The sequence below is a fragment of the Pseudoalteromonas rubra genome, from assembly GCF_004212645.1.
GTDB lineage: Bacteria > Pseudomonadota > Gammaproteobacteria > Enterobacterales > Alteromonadaceae > Pseudoalteromonas > Pseudoalteromonas rubra_G.
On record NZ_PPUZ01000036.1, the window covers coordinates 13,295 to 35,560 of the forward strand.

A 22,266-nucleotide genomic window follows, 5' to 3' on the forward strand; every position below is an offset into this window, starting at 1 on the left:
CGGGAGAGTTCAATTTACTAAAGTTCGAACTGATAGTCGAACTTAATACCCACTGTCAGTGGTTTGTTTAGATAGTGGCCATAGTTACGCTGGATCTCAGCGCCGTTAGCGGTGGTGATATCCCGTACATCGCGCCGTACTGAGGTAAAGGCGTACTTATTGAACAGGTTATTGACGTACAGGGTGGCAGACCACATATCACCGGTCAGCTTGGCTGACAGGTTACTGATCCCATAACCAGACAGGGTTTCGCCGCTATCGCGCAAGCCTACTTTGGAAATGATATCGCTTTGTGCCGTCAGGCCGTAGTTGATGTCCAGCGTTTTATCGCCCAGCACTTCCATTTCATAATTCACGCCCAAAGAGAACTGATGTTCCGGTGAACCTGGCAGTCGGTCGCCATCTTTACCGCCATCGGTGCCGTCTACATTAAACAGGAAAGGCGCATCTGCGGTTAACTCAGCTTTAGTGTAGGCATAGGTCGCATACATACTCATATAGTCATTTAAAATAGCACGTGTTGAGATCTCAACGCCTTTGGCGTTGGCAGAACCTGCATTGGACGTGTAAGGCAGCTGCCCGATGACAGTGGCACCTGAGATTTGGGCATTGTCCCAGTCAACGTTAAATAGTGCTGCATTAAAGTGTAAGCGGTTTTTTAACCAGGTACTCTTTAGACCCACTTCATAGTTGGTTGTTGTGTCAGCTTCATAGAGCATCTCATCGGGCATGCCACAGCCGAGCTGTTTGTCTGGCAATGGATCCGGGCAAGGATCCAGACCGTTAGAGCCACCAATACGGAGCCCTTCACTGGCCGTGATATAGGCCATAACAGAATCTGTAAACTGATAGTTGGCATTGAATTTAAACAGGTTGCCGTCGTCATCGGCGTTACTGTCTTTAAAGTCCAGTGTGATGTCGTCTGGTTTGGCGCCGCTGTATAACGTGTTTGCCAGCGGGAAGTCTACGGCAGACGCTGCTTTTACTTCATACTCATAAAAACGTGCACCGACGGTAATGGTTAGCTTGTCATTGACCTGATAACCGACTTCACCGAACAGGGCCTGCTCTGTGATTTCACTGCGGTCAACCGAGAAATATTCCAAGTTGTCCGGGCGGGTTTGCGCACCCTCGAACTCAGCCACGGCAAATTCGCCAAAGCCTGGCGTAAACTCTTTACTGCTGGCATCACTTTCAAACTTGTTGTAAAAGCCGCCAACAATCCAGTTCCACGCAGAGTCACTCTGAGAGACCAAACGGATCTCCTGAGTGAAGGTGTCTTCTTCTTCCTCTTCACGGGTAAACGCTGAGAAGGACGGGAATTCCTCGTAGCCGTAGTCCAGACGGATCAGCAAATCGGTTTGGTCGCGCTGGCCGTCGGCCTCAAAGCTCGACCAGCCGGATGCAGAAACCAGTTCAGCAAAGCCCAGATCGGCTTTTAATTCCAGACTCAGCAGATCATCTTCTTTGTCTCTGGGCTCCTCGTAACGATAGGCAGATTCATACTTACCAATACGATCGTTCAATCCGTTTGCCGGGTTGAGTGCCTGATAGTGCACAATAGAGCGACCTTCGCTTTCCTGTTTCTGGTAAAAGTAATTTAGCGTGCCATCAAACCAGTCGTTCGGCTTCCAGCGCACAGAAATACGGCCCGTGGTGGTGGTTTCGCCATTGGCATCGGCCACGCGTTTGAGGTTGTTATCAACGGCACTTTGGTTGCTCCAATCCGGATCAGCCAAAGACGCTCCGCCTTCGCGGACCACATAGTTGTAATCAATAAACCCGGGATCTTCATACTGATTCAGGCTGGCACGCAGCGCCAGTTCATCTTCAATGATAGGGGTGTTGAACACAAAACCGCCTTCACCACCAACCGAATCACTCTCTGAGTTTTTAAATAAGTCGCCATACAGCTTTACTGTGGTGATGTCTAACTCGGGGGCTTTAAGCATGTAGCGGATAGCACCGCCCAGTGTGCCGGCACCGTAAAGTGTACCTTGCGGGCCAATCAAGACTTCAACGCGCTCCACATCGGTCAGGCGCATGTCGAGCGAAACCGGAATTTCATTGATATAGGTCGCGACTGTGCCGCCGTCCTGATCCGGGCCTGACGAGTTGGTGTTAAGTCCCCGCACTATGATAGGAGAGCCAGAGCGTCCACCCTGATCGGTCACGGTCAGACCTGGCACCCAGCGTGCCACATCAGCCAGCTCACCAATGTTTTGGTCTTTCATGATATCGGCATCGAGCGCGGTGATGTTTAAGGGCGCTTCCTGCACTGAGCCGCTGCGGCGAGTAGCCGTGATCTGGATAACTTCAAGCGATTTTTCTTTGGCCCCAGCTTCATCGGCCTGTGCCGCTGCACTGAGCATAATCGACCCTGGCAAAGCCGTAGCAATGGCCAGAGATAGGAGTTTTGGTTTTAGCATTGTATTACATCCCGGAGAGTTCTGGTTGTTGTTTTTATGCAAACTAAGAAAGCATAAAGTGAATCTCGTAACAAGATTAGCAAAAAAGGTACGAATATAATTATTTATTATATTTGCAAAAATATTCACTATCAATGGGTTTTTAGTCGAATTTGTGCATGAAATTGCAGTAAAAAAATTTTCACGGTTATTTGTGTTTTCGCTGGTTTTTTTATCTCTTTACTGGGGTTTTTATGCGCTCTTTTGAATTAAGTATGCGATTTGGTTGTTTCTGATTTTGCTTAGGGCAGTTTGGTAAGCGAAATAGTATGCAAAGTGGTCGCAAGTTGCTCAATATCTTGGAGCCCCCTTAGGATGAAGTGCTGTTTGCGAAAGCGCTGTAAACCACGGTAAGACAAAATGTGGCTAGTATTGGCTAAAAGATGAATAAATATGCTGGTGGCTTACCCGGCTGAGCAGCCATTAATGAATAGGTTTGCAAAATTTCGGGTAAGCGGAGGTGGTGGTAAGCGCTCCAAGGCTTGATTACTCATAAGCTGGTGTTTGGCACATTAGTAATATCGCAACAGACGAGTGAAGGGAGTGTTTTAAATCGAGCTGTAACTGATTTGTAGTACGCAAATACACTATAGAGAGTCACAGTGTGTTGTTGCAGCAAAGAGCTGGCGTTAATTGACAGCACTTTGCTGTGCAGCTCTTTTAGGCCATACTGAGTCACAGTTAAATATTTGTGATATCCACTATGCGCTTTTTCTTTATATGCTTGCTTAGCTTAAGTTGCTATGTGTCGGCGGCTGACAACACTGAGCTTTACCCGGGAGCGCCAGCAGCGGCCAGCGACTATGCGTTTTTGATTGGAAACTGGCAGTGCCGGTATGAGCAGCTCGATCCGCAAGGCAAAACACTTTTTTCAGCGCCATGTCGCTGGCAAGCCCAATATGCATTTGACCATAAAATGGTGGTCGACGATTTCAGCCTGCTCGATGCGCAGGGCAAGGTAACCTACGCCGGCAGAACACTCAGAACCTTTTCACTTCAGGACAAGCGCTGGCATCAGGTGTTCTTACCCGTACAAATGAGCGCAACCCTGAACCCATTTACCGCACACAGAGATAATGAGGGCGTTCATCTTGAAGTGGAACAGCGTTTGCCAAATGGTGAACTACAACCCGCACACTTTCGCTTTAGCCAGATAAGCGACAAGGGGTTTGTCTGGGAAAGCAGCAAGCAACTTGAAGGTGGTGATAAATGGTATATTGATATGAGGATTACGGCAGAGCGGGGTGGGGAGTGAGCTGGTGGTTTTGTTGGGCGTTCGAATGTGATTTCGATTAGCTTTACTTGGCAGATATGACTCTTTGCTTAACTACCATTGTGAAAGGTTCAATGGAGTCACTGGTGGAAAGAGTTGCGGGTTTACTACCAATCTTAAACCAATGGTTCGATATCAGTGCGCCAAAATCAAGGGCATTCGAATAGGAATGAGTGGAGCGAAAATGGCTGAAAATATCGGGGTTTGTAAATTATGTTTTGAGAGCAAGGAGCTACGAAAGTCTCATATTATTCCTCGCTCTTATTTCAAACACGCAAAAAGTAATGGTCAGTTAGTTTGGGTAAATGAAGGTGAGGAGCTCGCCAAATTGACAAATAGTGACCCTAAAGAACGCCTTCTATGTCAAAGTTGCGAACAGTTACTATCTCAAAAATATGAGAATTATGGAACTCGCATTTTTCTCGATAGAAGTAAAATTAGTAGATGTAAACATGATGACAATTTACTTGTCTTTAAAGACTATGATTACCTCAAGGTATTTTTATATCTAGCAAGCATTCTTTGGCGTGCTTTGGTCTCAAATAGGTACTCCAATATGGATTTAGGCCAGTTTAATGAGATGTTACGACAGTGCATTTTAAAAGGAAAAATATGCATCAAAGCGTGTTTGAGGCTAGATCATTTTCTTCATATTTATGTATGCAAGATTCGGGATAAAAGCGGGCAAATTACAGGCGAACAGATGCGTCGTGTAATCCTAGATCTCAATGTAGAAGAAACTAGGCACCCAGGAGATGGTATTATTTACTACATGATGCTGCATGGTTTTCTTATCGTTTACCATTGTTCGGCTGTGAATGACATTCAAGAAAAAAATGCTAAAAAGGGTATAGGAAAATTAAAGAAAAAAGGAAAAATGTTAATTGAAATTAAAGACCTAACAGATTTTGATGTTTTAGTTAGAGTCTTCAACGTAGCCGTATCCAAAAGAGAAAGCTTGAAGGAGCCTAAATAGCTAGCGTATTAGAAGATAATAAACTCGTCAAGAGATTGGTTTGTGATAAATATTAAGGAGAGGCTATGAAGGCTTTTGAAATAGATCCAGTTACTAAACCAGATATGTCCAATTACCTTATACATATGACTGATGAAAAAAGCTTCCATAGTATTTTGAAGTCAGGCGCTGATAATCGTACTGGGCTGATTAAGGCACTAAAACCTAAAGGTGCAAACAAAGATAGCTTTAGTCATCAAATAGCTTGCTTTACTGAAACTCCGATTCATGCGATTGGAGCATTTTTAGAGATATCTAAACGCAGAAGTAACGAAAAAATGGTCTTTGGAATAGGTTTTAAAAAAGCTCTTATGGTAGAGCGAGGAGTTAGACCAACCTTATATCTAGATGGAGCGAAGTTGGCTAATTTTTTTGAATTGAAAAAGATAAAATATTTAGATGATAAAACGCAACACTTTTTAGATTCTCTCAGCCCGCTTATTCATCCATTAGGTGAAAATACCGAAAGACAGGGGTTTACTTGGGAGAGGGAGTGGCGTTACGCGGACATACCTGGCTTCCATTTTAGTTATGAAGAGATAGAAGTGATCTGCTGCCCAAAAGAATCTCTAGCGATAATCAAGCTTGAGCTAGGGGAGTATGCGAAAGATATAAAATTTGTTGATACTTCATCCAAGTATCAAGAAATTACTCAGTTCATTTCTTATTCAAATGAGCGAGCCTTAATTGAAGCTGGGCTTTGTAATACAGCTAATCAAGAGGAGCTTGATGAGTTCCTTGAAAGCTTTGATTCATATGTCGAGCAATTAACCTTTCATAAAGAGTATTTGACGCAATTGAAAACACAGATTAGTTCTATTGAAAATGAGCTAGCTAGTTTAATAGAGTGGCGTAAAGATATTAAAGCTCATACATGTGAGGATTGTGGGTGTTATTCAAGGAGGCTCTCAAGTTTTATGCACTTTGACAAACTGTGTCCGGATTGTAAGGGGTACCACAACCATTTATGGGATAAGCACTATAAAGATGCATAAAATTTATATTGGAATAGAACTTCAAATCACATGTTAAGCAAGTACCTGATTGTCTGAAGCCACCTCTTCCCGACGATCACTGTCAATCAGGGCCATCATAAAACAAAGCCCCTGATTACGCATTGGTACCCTCTGCCACTTGGTGATAAAATTTGGCTTACAAGCATTGTGGTCACGCCTAATCCAAACTGTGACCAAAACTGAGACCAGAAAGTAAAAAAGAGAATGTCTCAGATTGAACTATATGAAATTTAAAGGCTTTTTATTCTATGTGTGAACTTTTGGGCATGTCTGCCAATGTACCCACGGATATATGTTTTAGTTTTTCCGGGTTGCTGGAGCGTGGGGGGAATACCGGGCCGCATAAGGACGGCTGGGGGATCACTTTTTATGAGGGCAAGGGATGTCGGACGTTTAAGGACCCTGAGCCTAGCTGTCAGTCGGAAATTGCCAAGCTGGTAAAAGCTTATCCGATCAAAAGTGTGTCGGTGATCAGCCATATTCGCCAGGGCAACCGGGGCAGAACGTGTCTTGAGAATACCCATCCGTTTACCCGTGAGCTGTGGGGCAGGGAGATCACCTATGCCCACAACGGCCAGTTGTCTAACTATAAAGATCTGACTACTGAGTTTTATAAGCCGGTGGGTAATACTGACAGCGAGCTGGCATTTTGCTGGATTCTGGACAAGATCCGTGAAAAATACCCGAAACGGCCAAAAAACATGGCAACCGTGTTTCGCTATGTTGCGAAGCTGGCGAAAACCCTGATGGACAAAGGGGTTTTTAATATGCTGCTGACCGATGGCGTATTTGTGCTGGCGTACTGCTCTAACAATTTGCACTGGATCACCCGCCGTGCGCCGTTTGGTAAGGCAACCTTAATTGATGCGGATATGGTGGTGGATTTTCAAAAAGAAACCACCCCGGATGATGTAGTGACTGTGATTGCCACCCGGCCGCTGACCAATGACGAGCAGTGGACCAAGATGGAGCCGGGCGAGTATGTGCTGTTTAAGCTCGGAGAAAAAATCTAGCGAAGCCGGTTCATCGAGATAACGAAATTAAAAAGCCCTGAACATCAGGGCTTTTTTAATGCTTTTTATTGTTTTGGCTTTTCTGCATCAAAGCTTTTTAGCTGGATCATAAATTGCTCTACGCCGTCTTTGCCTTTAAACATCTGTACCACAGAGTAGTGGTAGGCGGGCGCCAGCCAGGCCATTGCCTGGCGCTTGTCGTTGTCGTACAGGCGCTTCACCTTAATGGTTTCGACATTGCCGACGGGTAAGGTGATGGTCTCCGGTCCCACTACTTCAAAGTCATAGCTGCGCACATTGCCATTTTTATCCACAATGGGGTAGCTCATTTTGGTTTTGCCCGCTTTTACATCGTTGCGCAGGGCTATCTGGTACGACAACACATCGTGGCGTTTTTCGTTCCAGTCGGCATTGATGGGGTATTTTTCGTCGTCTTTAAAGAGTTGTTTATTTTCGCGGTCAAAGCGGATTTTGTAGCTTTTGTCTGGCCCGGTGCCTTCACGCTTCAGGGTATAAAGCAGCGGTTTTGGTGACTTATCATGGTAAGTAAACAGTGAGTTTTCCGTGCGCTCATCGGAAAAAATCATCCATTCAATGTTACTTTCGTAATTCAGTGAATAGGTATCGTTTGACACCTTAGAGAGCTCCCGAATGGCATTGCCATGCACTTCGCCTTTACGAAGTACGTCGTATTCCGCACGGTAGGGAACAAGATCACTGGCAAATAAGGAAGAGGAGAAAACAGCGCTTAAACCTAATAGTAAAGCGCTGTATTTTTTATTCTTCTGGGTAGTTTGCGCCTTGAGCTGGAAGGGGTTGATTGTCAAAAACGGCATAGTCTGCTTCCATCGTTAGTCTGTGTTCGCTGAACCACTTGACCACCAAAGGATAGATTATATGTTCTTGTTCATGAACCCGCTGTGACAGCGTATGCGCAGTATCATCAGCCAGAATAGGTACCCTGGCTTGTACGATGACCGGTCCACCATCTAGTTCTTCTGTCACAAAGTGAACACTGGCGCCATGAAACGTTTCTTTTGCATCAATCGCTCTTTGATGGGTATTCAGCCCTTGGTACTTAGGCAACAAAGAAGGATGAATGTTCAACATTTTTCCTTTAAATTTTTGCACTAAGTCAGCAGTTAGAATACGCATAAATCCAGCTAATACAACTAAATCTGGATTATATGAGTCAATTAATTGTGCTAAACGTTGGTCATAGGCTTCGCGGCTGTCAAAGTCTTTGTGACTTAACACTTGCGTGTCGATGTCCGCTTGCTGGGCGCGTTGCAGCCCGTATGCGTTCGCTTTATTACTGATGACGGCACAGATCTCGCCATTGATTTCGTTGCGCTGACAACTGTCCATAATGGCCTGTAAATTAGAGCCACTGCCTGAGAGCAGCACAACAATACGAATTGGAGATCGTTCGGGTGCCATTACTCGGCACCACCCAGAATTTCTACCTGTTCTTCGCCTGCGGTTGCCGCTTGAATTTCACCAATGTGCCAGGCGTTTTCGCCCTGTGCTTTGAGAATCTCCAAGCTTTGTGTAAGTTTATCAGCAGGCACTACCAGGATCATACCAACACCACAGTTAAAGGTGCGATACATTTCATGGGTGCTGATGTTACCGTTTTCCTGTAGCCAGTTAAATACTGCAGGCCATTCCCAGCTGTCGCCTTTAACAACGGCTTTGGCTGATTCTGGCAATACGCGTGGGATGTTTTCCCAGAAACCACCACCTGTGATGTGCGACAGGGCATGTACGTCTACTTCTTTCAGTAGTTCCAGAATCGGTTTCACGTAAATGCGGGTTGGTTCAAGCAGGTGCTCGGCCAGCGGTTTACCTGCGAATTCTTCGCTGGTGTCGGCGCCAGACACTTCCAGTACTTTGCGGATCAGCGAGTAGCCATTTGAGTGTGGACCGCTTGAAGCCAGGGCGATAAGTTGGTCACCTTCGGCAACTTTAGTGCCATCAATGATTTTTGACTTTTCAACAACACCGGTACAGAAACCGGCCATGTCGTAGTCTTCGCCTTCGTACATGCCTGGCATTTCAGCGGTTTCACCGCCGATCAGGGCACAGCCTGCCAGCTCACAACCAGTACCAATACCAGTGACTACGTCGGCAGCGGTATCTACATCCAGTTTACCTGTTGCGTAATAGTCAAGGAAAAATAGGGGTTCAGCACCTTGAACTATTAAGTCGTTTACACACATGGCAACCAGGTCGATACCAACAGTATCATGTTTTTTCAAATCGATGGCCAGACGCAGCTTAGTGCCTACGCCATCTGTGCCAGCAACTAAGACAGGCTCTTTATATCCGGTTGGTAGCTCGCATAATGCGCCAAAGCCGCCAATTCCGCCCATCACTTCAGGGCGACGCGTCTTTTTAACTACCCCTTTAATGCGCTCAACCAATGCATTGCCCGCATCGATATCAACGCCTGCGTCTTTATAGCTCAGAGACTGTTTTTGTTCGCTCACAGGTTTTCCTCAAAAATAACAGAATGGATTTGCTTAGAAACGCGCGTATTTTACATCAAATGCGCCAGTGCGGCTAGTCGATTTGGCTTGCATCCACACAGATATCGAACGCAATAAAAGGGCACTAAAATGGGGCACGGCGCTTAGCTGTACCTGTTATGAGCAACGCAAGATGGGCATTTCTTCACTATACTGAGCACATTCTGGTGCGTCTGAATGTGATCTTTGTGGAAAGCCTGAGTCTGAGCTTGATTGTGATTGGTTTATTGTTGCTGTTACTGGCATTAAGGCCTGCATTGCAGATCTGTCGGATAGCACAAAACCGTGGCTGGCAGGTGTTAATGGCGCTGATTGTCTTCTTTATCTGTGGTTATCTGGCCTTTGCCTATCAGGTTTATCGCACTGCAAATAACTCGCCTTTGGTGCTGGGGCTTTCGGTGATACTTATGCTAGGGGCTGTGTTTGTGATTGTGGTTGTTACGCTTAGCCGCTCCAGCTTGCAACAGCTTAAAGATGTAGCGCAAAGTGAGCGCCACCAGGCGCGGCACGACTCACTCACTCAGCTAGAGAATCGCCAGCAGTGCATTAGTCATATTGAACGGCGTATTTCACAGGGTAGGGCCTTTAGCGTCTTGCTCATGGATATCAATAATTTCAAACAGATCAATGATGCGCTTGGCCATTTTTTTGGCGATAAGGTACTGATTGCCTTTGCAAAGCGTATGCGTTCATCCATTGCAAGCGACAGCCGGGTGTTCAGAATGGGCGGCGATGAGTTTGTGGTTGTGACCGATGCTGCCAATGAAACCGCCTTATTTGCATTCAATAATGGGTTGCTTAAAGCGTTCAATGATGGATTGGTGATTGAGGATGTCCATGTTGATGTGCTTTACAGTGCGGGAGCACGTGTCTTTTGTTCCGAGCAAAAACCCTCTGTGACTGAATTGCTCAAACACGCAGACATAGCCATGTATGCAGCTAAGCACAGCCGACAGAGCTTGGTGATATTTGATCAGGCCTTGCATGATGGCGTAGAAGCGGAATTTGAGTTGTTTTCTGCGCTCAAAACAGCGATCAATACCAATCAGCTCAGTGTGTTTTATCAGCCGCTGGTATGCGGCCATAACAACGAAGTCCATGGGCTGGAGGCTTTGCTGCGCTGGCGCGATGCATCAGGCACCTTTATCAGCCCGATGACCTTTATTCCTATTGCAGAGAAAAATAACTATATCAAGCAGATAAGCGCCTTTGTGATTGAGCAGGTATTCGCACAGCTGCATGAGTTTTTGGTTATAGAGCCTGCTGTAACGGTCCACATAAACTTGTCTAGCCAGGATTTTCAGGGTCGCTATTTGATCAATCAACTGGTTGAGCTACAAACAAAATATGATGTTCAGCCTAGTCGGATAGTGTTTGAGCTAACCGAGAGCATGGTGATGCTTGATGTTGAGCAGGCCAAATATATGATAGGTGTTTTAATTGATATGGGGTTTGCGGTGAGCATTGATGACTTTGGCACCGGGTTTTCGTCTTTTTCAATGCTCAGGGAGCTGCCCATTTCGCAAATTAAAATTGATCGCTCATTCATCAGCGCCTGCCTGGACAGCGACAAAGATCAGGCAATCGTCGAGACGACGATATACCTGGCTAACCGGCTGGGTTGCTCGGTGGTAGCAGAAGGAGTAGAGGACAGTAAAACGGCTGCTTATCTTAATGCTAAGGGATGTCATTATTTGCAGGGCTATTACATCAGTGAAGCGCTGGAGCCAGACAGTGCCAAGCATTGGTTGCACTCTCACCGTATGGTTAAAAAAGTACTTAAACGTTAATACATACAGTTTTGTTGATTACAAATCGAATCAGCGCCGCAGTACAAAGCTGACCTGTTGCTGAACCTGTATTATTTTCATACATTTTTTCACACATTCACGCCGATTTTAGCGCTACATTAGGTGGTACACACCTGCAACTCTGAGCGCTTCGCCAGAGCAGGACCCGGACGTCAATTTAGTAAACTATCAAGGAGCGAACGTGAACAAGTTATTTGCCGGACTTTTTCTACTGCTGTTTTCATCAATGACTTTGGCTTCTAAGGCGCCACTGGCGCTTATCAATGAAGTGGGAGAAACACTGTTTTCGGACATAAAACAAATCAATCAGGACGGCAATGCCAGTCCTGTAGAGATGCGTAAGTTAGTCAGGACGCATCTGATGTCGCACATTGATATCCGATTCGTGTCGTACAAGCTGCTGGGTAAACATATCAAGGGGCTGACAAAGCCGCAGGCACTGGCGTTTATCTCGGCGGTTGAACATTATCTGGAAGTCAGTTATGCCAGTGCTTTGATGCAATACAAAGGGCAGCAAGTCATATTTGAAGCTTTGCCAACGAGCAAAGAAAGTAAATACGCCACAGTAAAGGCCGTTGTCAGACAGCCTGCCGGTCCGGATATCGACATACACTTTAAGTTTCGCAAAAGCAAAAAAGGTGAGTGGCGGGTATACGACCTGGTCGCCGAGGGCATTTCGTTACTGAGTGCAAAGCAAAAAGAAATAGCGGCGCGGATCTCACAAGTGGGTTTGACACAGGTAACTGCGGAGCTGAACGCTAAAAGCTAGAAGAGTGGCCTGTTCAGACCACTGTCATAGGAACCTGCTTTTAGAAATTCCTTGGGGAGAGAAATTCACCACTGTTAATCTCTTCCCAGGTTTTCGCCGCCAGGGTATCCAGCGAGTCCAGATCTTTGCCGCTGGCAGAAAGCTTATGTTCAACCGGCAGGATATCAATATCCTCAAAGCCAGATAATTGCGCCACTCGGGCGAATGTATAAGCGTGCTTATATTTTTGCTGTTTGTAAAAAATACTGACGAGGCTTGCGTACACTTCCGGGTCCGGCGTTTCACCGGCTTTATTGAGCTCTAAAACGCGATACAGAATATCTATGGTTTTGTCATCATCAATTTTGGCGTAGAAAGTTGCCAGAAACAGCTGTATTTCGCTGTCACTTTTTACGTTTTCCTGATCCTGCATGTTAAGCAATTTGTTTAGCGCCATGCGGTTATTGCGTCTGGACCAATGGTAGTAGAGTAAGCCTGGATGCTCTGTGTCAATCGTATCCTGGTAGATCCGGGTCATTTCTTTCAGGCTGGTCAGATGGCCTTCAACCCGCGACGTGGTTTTTTCTTTTAATTTGATATGTTCAATTTTTGAGGCCAGCGACACACACTCGTTATATTTTTCAAAATTTTTCAGCAAGGTGTATCGGTTGTCATCAGTGGGCGCTTTGTATTCATGATAACGCGCAAATATCACCTCTGCGCGTTGCTCTTTACAATGACTATCTTTATTGAGATCTTCACAAAACCCAGGAGTCTCTGTGCAGATTTTATTCAGTGTGATTGTGTCGTCGCAGCCACTGAGCAACGCTGACGTAACACACAGGCCTGATATTAGCCACCACCTCATTGTTATACTTACTCCAAGTCTTTGTTGTTGCGCTCGTATAGTACCAATTTCGACAATTCTGGCCACCCTTTATTTACTTCAAGTGTAGCAAGGGATAGCGTGCCTGACAGCCTCATGGCGAATATCTTAGGGAAGAGAACAGAAATTGGACGGATCGGGTCTGGAATTAACTGTGCAGTTAATTTTACAGCAACAATTGTCAGTAAATGGTGGAGAATCAGCGCCATTTAAATTAAAATGTCGCTGCCTTGGGACCTGCTGACTCTCAAATTATGCAATACATCAGGCTCCGTTAGGCTATCCGTTCAAAAATTGTTTATTAGGCAGAAAAAATGACCTCATCTCACGAGCAAGAATATCAAAACAGCTGGCAAGAACGTCAAGACTACGCAGAAAGCATGCAACCGATCATCGGTCGTTTGTATCGTAACCTGGGTGTAGAAATTGCGGTTTATGGCCGTCCTCTTGTAAACACCAGCACTATCGATGTTATTAAAGCCCATAAAACAGTCGCACGTTTTGAAGAGACTAAACTGCGTCTGCGCGAAAGCTTCCCATTTTTGGAAGTGATCAGCAAAATGGAACTGGCGCCTGGCCGTGTTGACTTAGGTAAACTGGCGTATGCCTACATTTATAAAAACGCAGGCGAAGGCCGTTCGATTGAGGAATACCTCAATGCAGAGCTTGCTGAACTGCTAAACACAGGCAAGCGTCCGGCCCCTCGCGACGTTGTTCTGTATGGTTTTGGCCGTATCGGTCGTCTGTTAGCGCGTTTGTTGATCGAACGTGGCGGTTCTCACGCTGACCTGCGCTTACGTGCAATTGTGGTACGTGGTGGTCGCGATGGTGACCTTGAAAAACGCGCAAGCTTGCTGCGTCGCGACTCAATTCATGGTCCATTCAACGGTTCCATCACTGTTGACCATGAAAAAGGCGCTATCAAAGCAAATGGTAACTACATTCAGGTTATCTACGCGAATTCTCCGGAAGAAGTGGATTACACTCAGTACGGTATTGAAAATGCACTGGTTGTAGACAACACAGGTGTATGGAAAGACGAAGATGGTCTGGGTAAACACCTGCAATCAAAAGGCGCGTCTAAAGTACTTCTTACAGCACCTGCAAAAGGCGACATCAAGAATGTGGTTTACGGTGTTAACAACGCTGACATTCTGTCTGAAGACAAAATTGTGTCTGCAGCAAGCTGTACGACTAACGCCATTACGCCTGTACTGAAAGCTCTGAACGACAAGTTTGGTATCAAAAATGGTCACGTTGAAACGGTTCACTCGTACACCAACGACCAAAACCTGATCGACAACTATCACAAAGCTGAGCGTCGTGGTCGCAGTGCGGCACTGAACATGGTTATTACTTCTACAGGTGCAGCAAAAGCCGTCGCAAAAGCCCTGCCAGAGCTTGCCGGTAAACTAACGGGTAACGCTATCCGTGTTCCTACGCCAAACGTATCTATGGCTATTTTGAACCTGAACCTGAACGCTGAAACAACCGCAGAAGAATTGAACGAGTTCCTGCGTGAGACATCATTGCATTCAGAGCTTCGCGATCAGATCGACTACACAGCGTCGACTGAAATTGTATCAACTGACCTGGTTGGTAGCCGCTACGCTGGCGTGGTTGACTCACAAGCAACCATCGTTGACGGTGACCGTGTTGTACTTTATGTATGGTACGATAACGAGTTTGGCTACAGCTGCCAGGTTGTACGTGTAATGCGTGACATGGCTGAGGTACAATTCCCAAGCCTGCCGCGTTAATTCTCGGTTTGTCTAAAAAAGCCAGCGATTGCTGGCTTTTTTTGTTTTTGTCTCGCACCAGGTGTGTTAGGCTTGCAGCTGATTTATTGCTACAAATCACTAACAAAAATCATCAAGGTTAAAACAAAGTTCCTTGACTGTGTACTGCGCTGTTAAGCGCTTTGCACATAACATCTGGCGCAGTGAGATGGTTTTTTTATTTAGGGTATATGATGAAGATCACCAGTAATTTTGACAGCGGAAATATCAAAGTAATTTCTGCTGAGGCTCCACTAGACATTCAGCTGGAAATTAACCACGATAACGAATCCGAATTTTTTCAATGGTTTCACTTTCGTCTTGAATCGACGCCATTTGTAGAACACAAACTCCATATTAACAATCTGCAAAACTCGGCCTACCCTGAAGGCTGGGATGACTATCAGGCCGTTGCCTCTTATGACAGACAAACCTGGTTCCGCGTGCCAAGCAGCTATCAGGATGGCCAGCTGGTGATCGACTTTGAACCTGAGTGTCACCACACCTATTTTGCATATTTTGCACCGTACAGCTACGAGCGTCACCTGGATCTGGTTTACTGGGCACAAAGCCATGATGCGTGCCGAGTTGAAACCCTGGGTGAAACCTTAGATGGTCGTGATATCAGCCTGTTGTGTGTCGGCGAGCCGGGCGATGAAAAGAAAAAAATCTGGATCACTGCACGCCAACATCCGGGCGAAACCATGGCAGAGTGGTTTGTTGAAGGCCTGCTGCACAAACTGCTGGACGACGAAGATCCGCATGCCGCTGCGCTGTTGTCGAAAGCGGTGTTCTACATTGTGCCAAATATGAACCCGGATGGCAGCGTGCGCGGTCATTTGCGTACTAACGCCAAAGGCGTAAACCTGAATCGTGAGTGGCAAACGCCATCACTCGAAAACTCACCAGAAGTTTATCATGTGCTGAATAAGATGCATGAAACTGGCCTGGACTTGTACCTAGACATCCATGGTGATGAAGCGTTGCCATATAACTTTGTGGCCGGCAGTGAAGGCATTCCAAGTTATGATGAGCGCCTGGCCTCGCTGGAAGAGCAATTCAAACAGGCCTTGCTGACCATCACACCTGAGTTTCAGGACGAGTTTGGTTACCCGAAAGATGAGCCTGGCCAGGCAAACCTGACGGTCGCATCTTGTGCTGTGGGTGAAGCGTTTAAAGCGCTGGCTTATACCATCGAGATGCCATTTAAAGACAATGCAAATTTACCTGATCCACACTATGGCTGGTCTGATCGCCGTTCATATCAGTTTGGTCAGGATACCTTAGCCGCCATCGTCAATGTGGTGGACAATCTGAGATAATCATAGTCACAGGCAACCTTATCGGTTGCCTGTTGCATATAATAACAACGAAAAAGAGGAAGAGTCGTGGACGCGTTAGGAAGTTTTCTGGATAGTCTGGATGCCTTGTTAGGGGGCTCCTGGTGGTTCCCTTATGTATTACTTGGGGTGGGTCTGTTTTTTACACTGTATTTAAAATTCCCACAGATCCGATATTTCAAACATGCCTGCAAAATTGTCACTGGTAAATACGACAAGAAAAGCCACGAGGGTGACACTACGCATTTCCAGGCGCTGTCGACCGCTCTGTCGGGGACGGTTGGTACCGGTAATATCGGTGGTGTGGCATTAGCTATTTCAATTGGTGGTCCGGCTGCCTTGTTCTGGATGTGGATGACCGCATTCTTTGGTATGACCACCAAGTTTGTTGAGGTGACCTTATCTCATAAGTACCGTACTAAAGCAGAAGACGGTACGATGGCAGGTGGCCCCATGTACTACATGGACCGTCGTCTAAACATGAAGTGGCTGGCGGTGTTGTTTGCGATTGCAACCGTCATCAGTTCATTCGGCACGGGTAGTTTGCCGCAGATCAACAACATCGCTCAGGGTATGGAAGCCACGTTTAATATTGAGCCTATTGTCACCGGTGCGGTGCTATCTATTTTACTTGCCTTGGTTATTCTCGGTGGTATCAAGCGTATTGCTGCAATTACCTCTCGGATTGTGCCTCTGATGGCGGCTGTATACATTATCGGCGCGCTGGCCGTTATTTTGTATAACGCTGAAAACATTATCCCGTCTTTTGCCGCCGTATTTACCAACGCATTTAGCGGCTCGGCTGCGGTCGGTGGTTTTCTGGGCGCCTCCTTTGCTTATGCCTTTAACCGAGGTGTAAACCGAGGCTTATTCTCAAACGAAGCGGGTCAGGGTTCAGCACCGATTGCACACGCGTCAGCTAAAGCAGACGAGCCGGTATCTGAAGGTATGGTGTCTATCCTTGAGCCTTTCATTGATACCATAGTGATCTGTACGCTGACCGGTTTGGTTATCTTGTCGTCGGGTGTTTGGACTGAGAAATTCGAAACAACCTTTGAGCGTTCGTCAATGACCATAGTGCATGGCAACTATGTTGAATCGAATGACAGCGATCGCGAAGAATTATACAAATACCTCAATGGCATCGACGGGCATAGTGTTGAGGCATACAGCGGTAACATCCGCGTTGTTGAAGGTGTTGCGGTGAATAAAGACTTTACGGTGATCCACTCGCGCTCAATTGGTGAAGATATTCGTTTTGGTATCACAGCAAAACATCGTTATACCGGGACTGTCGAAGTGGATAAGGGTATGCTGGTTGACAACAGTATCAGCATCAAAGGTAAATCTCTGGTGCACTCTGCTGAGTTGACAACCAAAGCATTTACCCGAGGCTTTTTCGGTGACAATGGACAGTATATCGTGTCGATTGGTCTGCTGCTGTTTGCATTCTCTACTGCGATTGCCTGGTCGTATTATGGCGACCGTGCGATGACCTATCTACTCGGCTCTCGTTCTGTTATGCCTTATCGGGTGTTCTATGTGGCGGGCTTCTTCTGGGCATCGTTTGCGGACACAACTCTGATCTGGAAGCTTGCAGCAGTGGGTATCGTAGTGATGACATTACCCAACCTGTTCGGGATCATGTTACTGCGTAAGGAAATGAAAGACTCTGTTGATGAGTATTGGGACAAGTTCGATAAAGAGCAGAAGCAGTCAGAAGGAAATACTGAGGTACAAAAAGACAATTCAATGCATTTCCAAAAAGACAAACCTTAATAAACCAAGTAGAATAGGGCGCCACATGGCGCCTTATTTTTTGGTCTTACTCTTTATGAAGCAGTCGTACCACAGGGGCTTATTGTTACGTGCATCTCCAGTTGGCGTATGCCCAAACTAAGTGACAATAAGCACACAGGTATCAGCACTCTAAAGATGGCCGGCGTGTAAATGCTAGTTTTTCGTTAGGAGTCACTCGAGTATGGCAATTGCCCAATGCCCTAGTTGTAACAAGCCCATTTCTTCTAAGCACAAAACCTGCCCACATTGTCATTTTGATGTCGCGAATATGGATGAGGAATCGCTGCACAGAGAAACCGTTCGCAGACGAATCAAGAAACAGCAAAAGATTATGAACTATTCATTCCTGGCGCTGATCTTGTTTCTGGGTGGGTTCTTATATCTTTACTGGCAGCAGCCAGTTGAAGGGACGTGGGAAATGTTGGCAGCCAAAGGCGCAATTGGTGTCGGCCTGGTCTGGTATTTGGTCAACCGAGTGATTTTAGTGGTACTGAAAAAGAAAAAGTGAACATGAATATAGACAGTTTAGTTAAAAACATAACGCCGGAACTTTATGAACGATTGCAATATGGCGCTGCTACCGGACGCTGGCCGGATGGCACCGAGTTGAGCGTTGCACAAAAAGAACAAACCGTTCAGTTGGTCATGTTATATCAGGCAAAAGTTGCCAAAAGTACGGAGCAGTTCACCATTAACGCGCAAGGCGAAATGGTGCAAAAGTCAAAGCGCGAGTTGCAACAAGAATTTAAAGCAGAAAATGAAATAGCCAGGTTTAGCGAAAATGATCTTTAAAAACCTTTTTACCCCTAAATGGAAGCACCCAAAAGCACAGGTGCGATTAGCCGCTGTGGACAAACTGGACACAAGTAAAGATGCTGAGGTGTTGCACACTTTGGCTTTGGAAGATGACTCAAGTCAGATCAGAAAGAAAGTATTGGATAAAATTAATGATCTGAGTTTGTGGTGGAAGGTATATAAGCAGGATCAAGAGCTCAAAGAGCTGGCCGAGCAGCATATCTCTCAGGCAGTGTTATCGGGCTCAGGGTCGTTAAGCCAGGAGATCCGTGATGAGTATATTGACCGTTACGCACCAGCAAAAACACTCGAGAAAGTCGCTTTCAGTGATATTGCTAACGAGCAAAAAGCAAAACTGCTCAAGCGTCTTGCCAATGCAAAGCTGATTGAAAAAGCATTTAAAGAGGGTGGTGAGCCGTTACAAGTGCAGTTACTTCCCCTGATAGCTCAGTATCAGCTTGAAAAGGCAGTACTTAAATCAGCCTCTGGCGAGGCGCGTGCAGCACTTGAGAAAACACTGGAGCAGCAACGCCTGAGCCAGATTATGCCGGCACAGGTTGCTCAGGAGGCCAAACTGGTTTTGGCCAAACTCAACGCACTACGTGACAAACAGGATTATCAGGTTGTTGCGAGCCAGGCGGATGCTCTCGAAGCACAATGGCAGGCACTGGAAGTGCAGTGGCTGAACGAAGAAGCGCAGCAAACTAACCAGGCTAAGTTTGAATCAATCTCGGCAAAGCTGAACAAACATCGTGAGGCCTTGCAACGTGCGTTTGAACAGGCGCAGCAACAAGCTGAACAAGTACAAGCGAAAGCGAAAGCAGTAAGTGCGTTTGAAGCTGGGTATGAGGCGCTACAGCAGGCACTTTCTAATGCGGTGGCAGCGCTGGACCTGACTGTTCAGGATCCGCTGCATGCACAGCTAAACCAGCTGAAAGGCGACATCGAAGCGTCCGAATACCGGACTGAGTCTGCATTACAGGCGCTGCTAGATAAGCTGCGTGACAGTGCCAGACAGCTTGAGAGTTTACCTGAGCTTGTCAGCGCAAAGGAACAGTTTGATTCGGCGCTAAAGGCACTTGCTGACGTTGCACCCAGTGAAGAGCTTGCGCAGTTTGATGCCGTTATGGCGCAGCAAAAACAAGCCTATCAGCATGCTCACGCGCAACTGCGTCGTTTGCCTGTTGCACTGAAAAAGCAGGCTTCAGAGCAACTTAAAGAAGCCAGTAATCAGTTCAATCAAACTATGAAACCTCTGATTGATGGGCAGGAGAAACACCTTAAAGAAGCGCGTAAAAAAGCAAGAGATGTGCAGCGACTGCTGGATCAGGGTCGTTTCAATGTGGCCTTTGGTGTATTCAATGGCTTTATTGAAAGCTATGAGCTGCTGAGCGAAGGGTACAAACAGCATCTGGCAAAACAGCACAGTACTTTGAGTGAAGCACTTACGGAATTAAAAGACTGGCAAAAATACGCATCTCAGCCAAAACGTGCTGAATTGTTGCAACAGCTGGATGAGATGCTGACAGAGCAAGAGGTCGATCCTAAAGCCCGTGCAGCACAGGTAAAACTATTACGCGTGCGCTGGAACGAACTGGGACGAGTTGAAAGCGAAGAAGAAAAAGCACAGGCTACGCAGTTTGATGAGAAAATCGAGCTATTATTTGCCCCTTGCCGTGCGTATTTTGCAGAGCAAGATGCGCAGCGTCAGAAAATCATTGAGCAGCGCGAGGCATTGGTTGAGCAAATGACTGAGTTGCTGAACCAGGCGCAATCTGCTGAGCCGGACTGGCGTCAGGTTGAAAGTGCGTTCAATCGTATTAACAAACAATGGCGCGGTGCAGGTAGCCTGGATGCAGCGACCTATCAGGCACTGAATGCGCGTTATCGCACTGCCTACACTCAGGTCAATGAGTTGTTGAAATCGCGTCACCAGGCCAATGCACAGTTAAAGCAGCAACTGGTGAATGAAGCACAGGCTCAGCTTGAGCTTGAAGACGTTATGCAAGCCTGCGATACCCTGAAAAATCTGCAAAAGCGTTGGCAGGAAATTGGCTTTGCTGGTACCAAACAGGAGCACACATTGTGGCAGGAGTTCAGAAAGCACAATGACGCAGTGTTTGGTAAGCGTCAGGCGCAACAGAACGCGGAGCGTGAGCAGGCCCAGGCGCAAGAAACGCAGCAGCGTCAGTTGCTGGCTGAGCTGGATAGTCAAATGATCGATGCGAAAACGCAGTCAGAGCTGATATCGGTTAAAGAAGCGGTGCTTGCAACAGACGTGATCGGCACACTGAAAAAGACCAAGCAACAGTTGCTGGAGCAAGTGGAAGCCAAGCTTAATGAGCTTTTTTCTGCCCAGAGCCGTGAAAAGTTCAATGAGCTGGTAGAGGCTGTGCGCGCAGGTGATACACCACCGAGTTGCTGGCTAACCGGTAATGACTCAGAGCTTTCTGCTGAGCAGTTGTTATTACGTCTTGAAGTAATGACCAACAATGACTCACCGCAAGCCTTACAGCAAGACAGAATGGCTCAGCAGGTAGCGCTGCTTGAAGCGAAACTTCAGGGCGGCGCACAAACGCTGGAGTACTATCTTAATTGCTACCTGTCGCAAGTGGTTAACGACAGCGAGCAGGTTGACAAGGAGCGCCTGATTAAGGTGTTAACCGCTTAACTGTATAAGTCAGAAAAAGCGCCGCAAGGCGCTTTTTTTATGCTTTCACTAATGAAATAGCTGCTGCAGCGCCTCGTCGAGGTTGGGGTAACGAAAACGATAGTTCGCTTTGAGTGCACGCCGGGGGAGTACGCGCTGACCATAGATAAGTAACTCAGACATCTCGCCGAACAGAGCTTTGAGAACAAACTCTGGCATGGTTAGCATGGCGGGGCGTCTCAACGTCAGTGCCAGTCGCTCGGCAAATTCCTTGTTAGACACCGGGGCCGGTGCGGTGGCGTTAAACACGCCGGATAAGTCCTGATGCTTGACCAGAAACAGCAGCAGCTGCACCATATCGTCGATGTGGATCCAGGACATCATTTGTTTTCCACTGGCCATAGGTCCACCCATGCCAAACTGAAAGGCTGGTAGCATTTTTTTCAACGCGCCTCCCTGTCTGGACAACACCACGCCAGTTCTGACAATACACACCCGGGTTTGTTCACTGTGGGCTAAATTGGCTTTCGCTTCCCAGTCTTTACACAGCTGATGGCTAAATTCCGGGTAGGGGTCGTTGAAGTCTTCATCGACTTTAACGGTGGCAGGCTGCCTGCCATAGTAGCCAATGGCACTGCCTGAAATGAAGGTATGAGGCGGCGAGTCACACGCACGGATCCGGTTACTTATCTCCTCAGTCAGTGTAATGCGGCTATCCATGATCCGTGCCTTTTGTTTCTCGGTCCAGCGTTTGTCTGCAATGGGCTCACCTGCCAGGTTTATAATCACATCCAGGTCGTTAAAGTTGACCAGGTCCAGATCATCGACGGCTTCAATTTTACTGTCCAGCACACGCCCGGCTTTGGAGATATTGCGTGTTAGCGCCACAATCTTGTGTTTATTGATAAGAAACTTGCACAGCTCTGAGCCGATGAGCCCGGTAGCACCTGTAATTAATACCTTCATGTATAATCCATTTTTAATAATTTAGTGTTTATACTCAGCGTATTGCATTGTCGATCAATTTGTTAGTTCCGCGTGCTTTGATAAAAATTTCCGTTACAATGAAGCCGCCGGGCTAGTGTTTTTTATTGATGCGTTGATCGCCGCAGCCCGGCGCCATACCCGGTTTTGCAAAGTTA

18 protein-coding genes are annotated in these 22,266 nt (G+C 46.6%); 12 read left to right on the forward strand and 6 right to left on the reverse strand.

Features of this window, described 5'->3' with window-relative positions; genetic code table 11:
• Window positions 1–17 precede the first annotated feature (17 nt).
• Entirely contained in the window at window positions 18–2,429 is a 2,412-nt protein-coding gene (locus tag C3B51_RS13380) for a TonB-dependent receptor (RefSeq protein WP_130245361.1), read from the reverse strand.
• 742 nt (window positions 2,430–3,171) lie between these two features.
• On the opposite strand from C3B51_RS13380, the gene C3B51_RS13385 reads away from it, so the two are divergent.
• The 4 genes from C3B51_RS13385 to C3B51_RS13400 all read left to right on the forward strand — a co-directional run bounded on the left by C3B51_RS13385 (window position 3,172) and on the right by C3B51_RS13400 (window position 6,785).
• A complete protein-coding gene (locus tag C3B51_RS13385) occupies window positions 3,172–3,723 on the forward strand; it encodes a hypothetical protein (protein ID WP_130245362.1) in 552 nt (183 codons plus the stop codon).
• Window positions 3,724–3,925: 202 nt separating this feature from the next.
• The gene (locus C3B51_RS13390; protein ID WP_130245363.1) at window positions 3,926–4,717 is read left to right on the forward strand and encodes a hypothetical protein; all 792 of its coding nucleotides are present in this window, start codon (window positions 3,926–3,928) and stop codon (window positions 4,715–4,717) included.
• Window positions 4,718–4,782: 65 nt separating this feature from the next.
• On the forward strand, window positions 4,783–5,751 hold the full coding sequence (locus tag C3B51_RS13395) for a hypothetical protein (RefSeq protein WP_130245364.1): 969 nt from the start codon (window positions 4,783–4,785) through the stop codon (window positions 5,749–5,751).
• A 269-nt stretch (window positions 5,752–6,020) separates the two neighbouring features.
• Entirely contained in the window at window positions 6,021–6,785 is a 765-nt protein-coding gene (locus C3B51_RS13400) for a class II glutamine amidotransferase (protein WP_046003298.1), read from the forward strand.
• A gap of 65 nt (window positions 6,786–6,850) precedes the next feature.
• Here the strand turns inward: C3B51_RS13400 and C3B51_RS13405 are convergent, their stop codons facing one another.
• The 3 genes from C3B51_RS13405 to purM are packed head-to-tail and all read right to left on the reverse strand — an operon-like array spanning window position 6,851 to window position 9,277.
• Entirely contained in the window at window positions 6,851–7,612 is a 762-nt protein-coding gene (locus tag C3B51_RS13405) for a DUF3108 domain-containing protein (protein ID WP_130245424.1), read from the reverse strand.
• Entirely contained in the window at window positions 7,563–8,225 is a 663-nt protein-coding gene (gene purN / locus C3B51_RS13410; RefSeq protein WP_130245365.1) for a phosphoribosylglycinamide formyltransferase, read from the reverse strand. Before purN ends, C3B51_RS13405 begins: the two co-directional genes overlap by 50 nt.
• Window positions 8,225–9,277 (reverse strand): phosphoribosylformylglycinamidine cyclo-ligase, encoded by a 1,053-nt coding sequence (gene purM, locus C3B51_RS13415; RefSeq protein WP_130245366.1) that lies wholly within the window; start codon window positions 9,275–9,277, stop codon window positions 8,225–8,227. The genes purN and purM overlap by 1 nt, the downstream gene beginning before the upstream one ends.
• A gap of 158 nt (window positions 9,278–9,435) precedes the next feature.
• Here purM and C3B51_RS13420 point away from each other — a divergent pair, with 158 nt between their 5' ends.
• Together C3B51_RS13420 and C3B51_RS13425 are read left to right on the forward strand one after the other, a co-directional pair.
• Entirely contained in the window at window positions 9,436–11,106 is a 1,671-nt protein-coding gene (locus C3B51_RS13420; RefSeq protein ID WP_240701902.1) for a putative bifunctional diguanylate cyclase/phosphodiesterase, read from the forward strand.
• A 202-nt stretch (window positions 11,107–11,308) separates the two neighbouring features.
• Window positions 11,309–11,896 (forward strand): MlaC/ttg2D family ABC transporter substrate-binding protein, encoded by a 588-nt coding sequence (locus C3B51_RS13425; RefSeq protein WP_240701903.1) that lies wholly within the window; start codon window positions 11,309–11,311, stop codon window positions 11,894–11,896.
• A 40-nt stretch (window positions 11,897–11,936) separates the two neighbouring features.
• On the opposite strand, the gene C3B51_RS13430 is transcribed toward C3B51_RS13425, so the two are convergent.
• Window positions 11,937–12,743, reverse strand: coding sequence for a DUF2989 domain-containing protein (locus tag C3B51_RS13430; RefSeq protein WP_130245367.1), 807 nt, complete (start codon window positions 12,741–12,743; stop codon window positions 11,937–11,939).
• 332 nt (window positions 12,744–13,075) lie between these two features.
• On the opposite strand from C3B51_RS13430, the gene C3B51_RS13435 reads away from it, so the two are divergent.
• The 6 genes from C3B51_RS13435 to C3B51_RS13460 all read left to right on the forward strand — a co-directional run bounded on the left by C3B51_RS13435 (window position 13,076) and on the right by C3B51_RS13460 (window position 21,145).
• Window positions 13,076–14,521 carry a glyceraldehyde-3-phosphate dehydrogenase gene (locus C3B51_RS13435; RefSeq protein WP_125719324.1) on the forward strand — a complete coding sequence of 482 codons (1,446 nt, stop codon included), beginning with the start codon at window positions 13,076–13,078 and terminating at the stop codon, window positions 14,519–14,521.
• 212 nt (window positions 14,522–14,733) lie between these two features.
• The gene (locus tag C3B51_RS13440) at window positions 14,734–15,861 is read left to right on the forward strand and encodes a M14 family metallopeptidase (protein ID WP_130245427.1); all 1,128 of its coding nucleotides are present in this window, start codon (window positions 14,734–14,736) and stop codon (window positions 15,859–15,861) included.
• A 66-nt stretch (window positions 15,862–15,927) separates the two neighbouring features.
• Window positions 15,928–17,658, forward strand: coding sequence for an alanine/glycine:cation symporter family protein (locus C3B51_RS13445; RefSeq protein ID WP_125719327.1), 1,731 nt, complete (start codon window positions 15,928–15,930; stop codon window positions 17,656–17,658).
• A 202-nt stretch (window positions 17,659–17,860) separates the two neighbouring features.
• Window positions 17,861–18,187, forward strand: coding sequence for a zinc ribbon domain-containing protein (locus tag C3B51_RS13450; RefSeq protein WP_125719330.1), 327 nt, complete (start codon window positions 17,861–17,863; stop codon window positions 18,185–18,187).
• A 2-nt stretch (window positions 18,188–18,189) separates the two neighbouring features.
• Window positions 18,190–18,471, forward strand: a complete 282-nt coding sequence (locus C3B51_RS13455; protein WP_125719332.1) for a YeaC family protein — start codon at window positions 18,190–18,192, stop codon at window positions 18,469–18,471.
• A complete protein-coding gene (locus tag C3B51_RS13460; protein ID WP_130245368.1) occupies window positions 18,461–21,145 on the forward strand; it encodes a DUF349 domain-containing protein in 2,685 nt (894 codons plus the stop codon). Before C3B51_RS13455 ends, C3B51_RS13460 begins: the two co-directional genes overlap by 11 nt.
• 48 nt (window positions 21,146–21,193) lie before the next feature.
• On the opposite strand, the gene C3B51_RS13465 is transcribed toward C3B51_RS13460, so the two are convergent.
• A complete protein-coding gene (locus C3B51_RS13465) occupies window positions 21,194–22,090 on the reverse strand; it encodes a TIGR01777 family oxidoreductase (protein WP_130245369.1) in 897 nt (298 codons plus the stop codon).
• Window positions 22,091–22,266: the final 176 nt, after the last annotated feature.

Bases quoted from the DNA above. Each gene is read 5' to 3' on its own strand.
- C3B51_RS13455 (WP_125719332.1), top strand. From the start codon at position 18,190: ATGAATATAGACAGTTTAGTTAAAAACATAACGCCGGAACTTTATGAA.
- C3B51_RS13460 (WP_130245368.1), top strand. From the start codon at position 18,461: ATGATCTTTAAAAACCTTTTTACCCCTAAATGGAAGCACCCAAAAGCA.
- C3B51_RS13380 (WP_130245361.1), bottom strand. From the start codon at position 2,429: ATGCTAAAACCAAAACTCCTATCTCTGGCCATTGCTACGGCTTTGCCA.
- C3B51_RS13400 (WP_046003298.1), top strand. From the start codon at position 6,021: ATGTGTGAACTTTTGGGCATGTCTGCCAATGTACCCACGGATATATGT.
- C3B51_RS13395 (WP_130245364.1), top strand. From the start codon at position 4,783: ATGAAGGCTTTTGAAATAGATCCAGTTACTAAACCAGATATGTCCAAT.
- C3B51_RS13450 (WP_125719330.1), top strand. From the start codon at position 17,861: ATGGCAATTGCCCAATGCCCTAGTTGTAACAAGCCCATTTCTTCTAAG.
- C3B51_RS13435 (WP_125719324.1), top strand. From the start codon at position 13,076: ATGACCTCATCTCACGAGCAAGAATATCAAAACAGCTGGCAAGAACGT.
- C3B51_RS13465 (WP_130245369.1), bottom strand. From the start codon at position 22,090: ATGAAGGTATTAATTACAGGTGCTACCGGGCTCATCGGCTCAGAGCTG.
- C3B51_RS13385 (WP_130245362.1), top strand. From the start codon at position 3,172: ATGCGCTTTTTCTTTATATGCTTGCTTAGCTTAAGTTGCTATGTGTCG.
- C3B51_RS13430 (WP_130245367.1), bottom strand. From the start codon at position 12,743: ATGAGGTGGTGGCTAATATCAGGCCTGTGTGTTACGTCAGCGTTGCTC.
- C3B51_RS13420 (WP_240701902.1), top strand. From the start codon at position 9,436: ATGAGCAACGCAAGATGGGCATTTCTTCACTATACTGAGCACATTCTG.
- C3B51_RS13440 (WP_130245427.1), top strand. From the start codon at position 14,734: ATGAAGATCACCAGTAATTTTGACAGCGGAAATATCAAAGTAATTTCT.
- purN (WP_130245365.1), bottom strand. From the start codon at position 8,225: ATGGCACCCGAACGATCTCCAATTCGTATTGTTGTGCTGCTCTCAGGC.
- C3B51_RS13390 (WP_130245363.1), top strand. From the start codon at position 3,926: ATGGCTGAAAATATCGGGGTTTGTAAATTATGTTTTGAGAGCAAGGAG.